The sequence below is a fragment of the Leifsonia sp. NPDC077715 genome (assembly GCF_040686855.1).
Lineage (GTDB): Bacteria > Actinomycetota > Actinomycetes > Actinomycetales > Microbacteriaceae > Leifsonia.
The window spans coordinates 1-6,985 of record NZ_JBFBOG010000007.1 but is presented as its reverse complement, the minus strand read 5'-3'; the positions used below and the strand labels follow the sequence as shown (position 1 = coordinate 6,985).

Sequence of the window (6,985 nt, the reverse complement as noted above, 5' to 3'; positions counted from 1 at the left end):
GAGGACTGGAAAGGTATTGTTTTTGCTGAGATAGTAGAAGGCAAATCCGTTGAAACTGAAAAACCGTATACACCTGAAAATGCGTCAAAGCTTCTCAATCTTGGTGATATAGGTATTGTTATCTGGTCATTTATTAAAGAGCAGGCGCAAAAGATTCAGGAGGAAGCTGATAAGGACAAGGCGACAATACTGGGAAAGTCATCGAGCTCTACAAGTACCAAAAGACCTATGCGTCGAAAACGCCGCACGAAATCGAACAAATCAAGTTCTTAGGTGGACATGTTCCAGATCCACCAGAATATTCTTATGCGGCTGACTCAATTCTTGCAGCCTTTAGCGCGATTATTAGATCAAGACGATATGAGCAGGGTGTACCTTTATCTTTAGATCAGCAAGCAATCAATGTCTATGCTGAGCATAATGATTTGCCTGTTGATTCTCATATCTTTAATGACTGTATTTTTGCTTTGGATAACTTGTTTATGGATGGAGTACTTAAGAAGTTAAACAAGAAGTAGGCGGCACTCAGTGTCGCTTTCAGAAAATATCTTAATAGCATTAAATTAATAGAAGGTAAATAGTTATAACACATTGGTATATAAATCAAATTTGAATGTAGATAATCGGTCTTTAAGTTGGTAAATTATAAATTAGCTTGTTAGGAATATAAAAAATAAATGCGTAATGATGTAATGAAAAAAGCACTTCTTCCTATAAAAAAAGAAATTAAAAGATTTAGTGGGGTAACAATCACCCTTCCAAAGCGTTTTGGGTTCAAAAATCATGGAATAATGGATTTTGATGGGATATTGAAGTACTTCGATTGGAGTTTAGAAAATATTCAAGTAAGGATTGATTTTACAGAATGTACATCAGCTGACTATCAAGCAATATCTTTGATTGTTATTTACTCTTGGTACTTGAAAAGCAGAGGTTGCACTGTAGATCATGTTATTGACAAATCTGCATATCGTGATGCTAGTGTAATGTGGAAAAGATTAGGGGCTCTTGGTACCTTTAATGTTCTTTTTCATACCTACCAGCAGTTTAAAGGGGATAATTACAAGCCACTGTTTGCATTAAGAAAAGAGTCTAATGGTAAAGACTTCAAGGATATTCTTTCAGCCATTGAGCGTTACACAGGTGAATTTGATATTTCTTATACTGATACTCTCAGTTATATACTAAGTGAATTAATGTATAACGCCTTAGAGCATGGACCATCATTTTCTCCATTAACAAACATCAACTTGCCAGCTCTGGTGCAAATGAGTTGGTATCGGAATAAAGGAGAGATGAATTTTATCATTGCAGACTTAGGGGTAGGTATCAAAGCTCATATAGAACAAACATATCCGGGACAAGAGTCTAATGAATCTGCGATAAGATTAGCAATTCAACCAGAAAAATCAGGAACATTCGCTAACTCTGACCCTTATAACGCGAAAAATAATGCTGGAATGGGTTTGTATTTAACATCAAATATCATTAGGCGTCTTAAAGGTGATATGTATATTTTATCAAATGATGGATTAGTACATATTTCACCTCGAGATGTAACATCGACAACACTTTCGCAACAGTGGAAAGGTACAATTGCTTTTCTATCTATTAAAATAAGTAAAGAAGATAGTAATAATTTAACAGCAATACTTCAAGAATTGAGGCAGAATGCTGAACAAGAACGAAGTTATTTAAGAAATGAGGAAGTTGATCAACAATTTGTTTTATACATGACAAACTATTTTGGTGATCATGCTGAATTGAAATCTGAAGCAATAAATATAAGAGATAAATATTTACTTCCTGCTATTGAAAGTGGTAAAAAAGTAATTATAGACTGTAAAAATATCAAAAGGGCTCCGCATAGCTTTTTGAATGCTCTCTTAGCGACGCCTATAACGCGCCTAGGAATGTCTGCATATAAAAGAATAAAAGTTATAAATGCTGAGCCAGATATAAGAGAAACAATTGATTTTATTTTTGAAGACAACACTAACTAATAAAATGGAGTAGAAGACCTATGAAAAAAGAAAAAGGCTATTGAGTTAAGCCAAATTTCTCGACTGCGATGCTTGATACGTTTGTTCTCTTGCTAGATACGCAACCCAATAAGCCACCTTCGGGTGGTTTTTTAATATCTGTAATGTAGTAATAGTGAAATATAGTTATTAAAAATATATAATATTAATAATAATTTATATTGAAAATTAATATGTTAGAAAAACTTTTTTATATATTGGGGTTATCTATTTCTTTAGTAGTTTTAGTTAGCTGTACTAAACAAGCTGAAAGTAAGGCACTGCCTCCTTCAGTTGAAGCTCAATTCATGAGTGCAGATAAAGAAATAGGGAAGATGCTAGATGAACTAGAAAATCGAGATATTCCATTTCAACGAAAGCGTGAGATATTGTGCAACACCTATCGTGAAGTCTACAAAAAACAGTACATGCCAACTCTTCTTAAGCTTTCTCCTAAATTATATACAGAGGAAAATCTATTAAGAGACTATGAGGCTGTGATTAGATTCTACAGAAAAACTTTTGTCGTTAATTGTGGTTGATTTTTGTCACTTAAGAATCTAATAGTATATAGCTTGCATCAACAAGTATTCGACAAAATAGGTTTAATTTCTTAAAGGTAAAAATTGTGTCAAATCAAACAAAATTCATTTTAGGTTCAGTAATTGTCATAATATTAATTGCGGGTAGTAACTATTTTAAAGATTTAAATTTACTTAACTTAGGTCAAAAAGGTGGGACCTCAGCTGGAAAAGAGATTAATAGAAACATGAATAACAATTAGACCACCTTCGGGTGGTTTTTTAATGCCCCAACTGTTAAATTTTAACCCATTAATAAAATGGATAACTTTATGAAAAAAATTATTTTGTTAGGTTTAATTTGTTTATCTTCTTCTTCATGGGCAGAACATAAAAATCTCGGTACTTGTGAGATATCTAAAGATAAGATTATTGTTGGTGATGTGGGGTTGGGGAAATCAGTTAAGGAATTAGCATCAAAGGATTATAGAAGGCTTGAACTTGAGAATGATGTTTTTAACAAAATAGGGTCAAAGGAATATCGTGTTTCTATCTTAAATAGGACAAATGATATTTGGTTAGGTAGTCAACCAATTCGTGATTTTAACTTCATAACCTATGATCCAAAAAATTATAAAGTTTTGAGTTTTGGATTAAGTCTAAGATTGGATGATTTTCCAGTTGGCAAAGTTAAAGACGCCCTTATAACTTTATATGGTTTACCTAAAGTTGGTTGGAGTTTGACACATGAAACGGATCCTAGATACGGTGAAGTCAATGAATATCATTATAGGTGTAAGGATTATTTGATAGAAATCACACAATCTGATTTAGGAACTAGTATGAGAATGTATGATAAAGGTGTATCGAGATGAAGATGATTGCTCTCATAGGAAGTTGTTTACTCTTGAGTTCGAGTTACGTTTCAGCAAATGAAAATAAGAAGCAAAGCTTTTGTAGAGGGATTTATGATTATGCTGAAATGGTTATGACTAACAGGCAAGATGGTGTTTCTATTAAGGTTATGTTTGATTCCTTGGAAAAGACAAGAACAAATGAGAGTCAGAAAAAATTAAGCAAAAAATATATCTTAGATGCCTATGAACGACCTAAATATAGTACTAAAGAAAAACAACGTGAAGAGATAAATGAATTTTCCAAAGATAAATTCATTAGTTGTATTAATAATTTATCTTAGATTTAACAAACCTAAAACCCCGCATTTGCGGGGTTTTTTATTGCCTGGAGAAAAGTAAAAATGGCGCAAGAATCCCGGTTGGTCATTGTTATTGATTCGCAAAATGCTGAACGAAATGCACGAAATCTAGGCAATGAACTAAACAGTATTGAAAAGAATGGCAACTTTGCTTCTAAGTCCATGGATAGAATGTCTATTGCTACTCGTACTTTAGCAGGTTATATGGCTGGGCTTGTAACAGTGGGGGCGGCTATTAGCAAAATGGATCTCTATACTGGTATTAATAACAAACTGAAATTAGTGACTAATAATCAGAAAGAATTAAATCAAGCAATGGATGATACTTTTGAAATTGCACAGCGTTCTGCTTCGTCTTGGAGTGCTGTCAATGATGTGTACTCCAAATATATGTCCAATGCAAAAACATTAAATTTAACTCAAGAACAAACAGCCAAACTTACTGAAATTACTTCAAAAGCTGTTGCTATTAGTGGTTCAAATTCTGAATCAGCTGCAGCGGCTTTATTCCAATATGGGCAAGCTTTAGATGGTGGGGTTTTAAGAGCTGAAGAGTTTAATAGTTTAGTAGAAGGAGCGGGTGGCTTATTAAATGCCATGGCAAAAGGATTAGGTGTAACTCGTGGTGAACTCCGTCAAATGATGTTGGATGGAAAACTTACCGGAGATGTTATTACTAAAGCACTTTTAAATGCTGGTGATAGTGTTGAGCAGCTGTACGGCAAAACTAACAAAACAATTTCTCAATCTTTGGAAATGTTAAGTAATGGGATAACTAAGTTTGTTGGCGAAACAGGTCAGGGATCTGGTGCTGCAGAGACATTAGCTGCATCTATTCAAATTCTTGCAACGAATTTGGATTTGATTGCTGATGGAGCTTTAGTAGTTGGGATTGGATATGTCACTAAAGCAATTAGTGCTAAATCAATGGCTGTCTACGCTGATATAGCTGCAACAACATCAAGTATTCAAGCAAGTCGTTCAAAAGCATTGGCTGAGTTGGCTGAATCATCAGCTGCTGTTAAGTCTGCTCAAGCTCAAGTGGTGAATACTCAAGCTACTTTAGCTGCATTGGCAGCGGAAAAAGCATTAGAAGCAGATCGTTTAAAATCACAGATCAATTCAGTTGGGCGCACACAATCTATTACACGTATGGCTGAGCTTAAGAAAATTGAAGCTCAGGTAACACGCGAACTAGCCACAGCAGAGACTACATTAGCAGTTGCCCAAGCAAGAAGTGCAACTGCTCAAAAAGCTGCGGTTGGCCTTACAGGTGCTATGTTTGGCGCAGGCCGTACATTGTTAGGAGTATTAGGTGGTCCAGCAGGTATAGGAATTACAGTAGCCACCTTAGCTGCTGGTTATTTGTTGATGCGTGACAATGGCAATGAAGCTAATGACATGCTTAAGGATCAGACGCGTTATGCTGGATTGGCTGTCGATGAACTCACTAAGCTAAATGGAGCCCAAAAACGTGCAGCTGAAGGAGAACTAAATAAGCAATTAAATTCTCAGTCAGCTCAGCTTAAAAAGGCTCAAAATGAATTTTTAGCATTAACTCAAAATATTGCTGATAGCAATAAAAAGAGTACAGAGGCTTATCGAATCTGGGCCGAATTAACAAATGAAGTGATTGATGTAAATCAGGCATTTGAGAGACTAAATCAACTTGATTTCATTAATTCCGATCAGATAAATCAGCTTGTCGATAGTAAAAAGAAAGTTGATGAAAATTCACTTGCTGTATCTAAGACAAATACTGAGCTAAATCTCGTAAGAAATAGTGGCGCCAATGCAAAAGTAGGATTTAATGATGTCAGTCAGGGAGCAAAAAATGCTGTAAATGATGTTGCTCAGCTACATGACAAATTGAAAGATATCAATAAAACTTTAGCTGACCGTAAATGGGATGCGGCATTCAAAACTACTCTTATTAAAAAATATGGAAGATCAGTTGAGGAAGCTGATTTACTTTTGCAGACATACCGCGATAACCAGAAAAAAGGTTACGTAGGTGTAACTGTAGAGCAAGACACAATCATTAAAGGTATTGTGGCGCAGGAAAACGCCCTTGAGGCTCTTGTAAACAAGGATAAGGCACGCACTAAAGAGTTGGAGAAACAAGAGAAGGTCAGTAAACGATTAGTCGGCATTTCAGGTCAATCAGGAGTTGGCACAGGCCCACATCTTGATGTTCGTTATGGTGGTTCTATGTCTGGCCAGAAAGTCTCTAATGAACATTTAGCTAGGTTGCAAGCGGGTGGCAAACCATTGTCATCTTACAAGATCAGTTCCAACTATGGTCCAAGACAAGCCCCTACTAAAGGGGCTTCTTCATTTCATAAGGGTATTGATTTCTCAATGCCTGAAGGTACGCCGATCACAACCAATGTCGCCGTGAAAGATATTAAGACATGGTATGACAGCAAAGGTGGTGGCTATGTCAGCGAGGTGATCTTTGAGGATGGGGTGTCACTTAAGCTTCTTCACCAATCGCCGAGTATGCAAAGCAAGGTTAAGAGCGGAGCAAGCAAAGGTAGTGATAAAGCTTCGGGTGACATTCAATCGCAACTTGAACGTCAACAGGATCTGCAACGGTCACTTGAAAATGAGGTAGCGAGTGAAGTTGGACGGATTAACAATAATAGAAAGGTGAGATTGGAAGATGTTGATAAAGCTAATTTTAGCCCGGAACGAACAGCAGAAATCAAGGCGGAAATAAATCGTCGCGCCGATAATGATATCGCTATCGCCAAACAAGCCCTTAGAACGAAACTGGAAGACTATAAAGAATTCCAGAAAACCGAGGCTGATTTACTTAAAGAAAGTTTTGATCGCAAAAAGTTCAATGCGGCTCATGACATTGAATTAAGTAAATCGGAACAAAAGCAAGCAGTAGAGTTGCTAGAACAGCAATATCAGCAAGAACGAGGATTGATGAAATTAGCCCAAGAGCAGCGATCATTTCAAGCCCGTTTATCTCTGCTTTCCGAAACTCAAGCCATGCAGGAACGTTATAGACTTGAAAGAGAGGAGATTCTTAAGAATACAAAACTTTCCATTGAAGAGCGGCAAAAGCTAATCGCATTATCTAAAGCCACACAGGACAAAGAGACACGCGACAAAGTTAATAACGCTGTTCAAAACTGGGGTGGTATTCAGGCTGATATGAATGGTTCCAGTGAGTTCTTTAGACAGGATCAGGAACGTTTTAGTCGCTTGGGCGC

The 6,985-nt window shown here is 36.4% G+C and carries 6 protein-coding genes; all 6 read left to right on the top strand.

The genetic code is table 11. The features are described 5' to 3' along the window. Window positions 1-273, top strand: a 273-nt coding sequence (locus tag AB0P25_RS19225; protein ID WP_363809529.1) for a hypothetical protein, incomplete at its 5' end; no start/stop codon positions are given. Between the two features lie 404 nt (window positions 274-677). Then, window positions 678-2,003, top strand: a complete 1,326-nt coding sequence (locus AB0P25_RS19220; RefSeq protein ID WP_228715775.1) for a DUF4325 domain-containing protein — start codon at window positions 678-680, stop codon at window positions 2,001-2,003. Window positions 2,004-2,215: 212 nt separating this feature from the next. Continuing rightward, a complete protein-coding gene (locus AB0P25_RS19215; protein ID WP_363809528.1) occupies window positions 2,216-2,563 on the top strand; it encodes a hypothetical protein in 348 nt (115 codons plus the stop codon). 311 nt (window positions 2,564-2,874) lie between these two features. Next, window positions 2,875-3,417: a hypothetical protein gene (locus tag AB0P25_RS19210; protein ID WP_363809526.1), complete on the top strand. Its 543-nt coding sequence runs from the start codon at window positions 2,875-2,877 to the stop codon at window positions 3,415-3,417. Beyond that, complete coding sequence (locus AB0P25_RS19205) at window positions 3,414-3,740, top strand: hypothetical protein (RefSeq protein ID WP_363809525.1); 327 nt, start codon at window positions 3,414-3,416, stop codon at window positions 3,738-3,740. Before AB0P25_RS19210 ends, AB0P25_RS19205 begins: the two co-directional genes overlap by 4 nt. Before the next feature lie 60 nt (window positions 3,741-3,800). Beyond that, the coding region (locus tag AB0P25_RS19200; protein WP_363809523.1) for a tape measure protein at window positions 3,801-6,985 on the top strand (3,185 nt) is incomplete at its 3' end.

What these genes read in the sequence shown, in the direction of transcription:
- AB0P25_RS19220 (WP_228715775.1), top strand. Translation starts at nt 678, where the DNA reads ATGCGTAATGATGTAATGAAAAAAGCACTTCTTCCTATAAAAAAAGAA.
- AB0P25_RS19215 (WP_363809528.1), top strand. Translation starts at nt 2,216, where the DNA reads ATGTTAGAAAAACTTTTTTATATATTGGGGTTATCTATTTCTTTAGTA.
- AB0P25_RS19210 (WP_363809526.1), top strand. Translation starts at nt 2,875, where the DNA reads ATGAAAAAAATTATTTTGTTAGGTTTAATTTGTTTATCTTCTTCTTCA.
- AB0P25_RS19205 (WP_363809525.1), top strand. Translation starts at nt 3,414, where the DNA reads ATGAAGATGATTGCTCTCATAGGAAGTTGTTTACTCTTGAGTTCGAGT.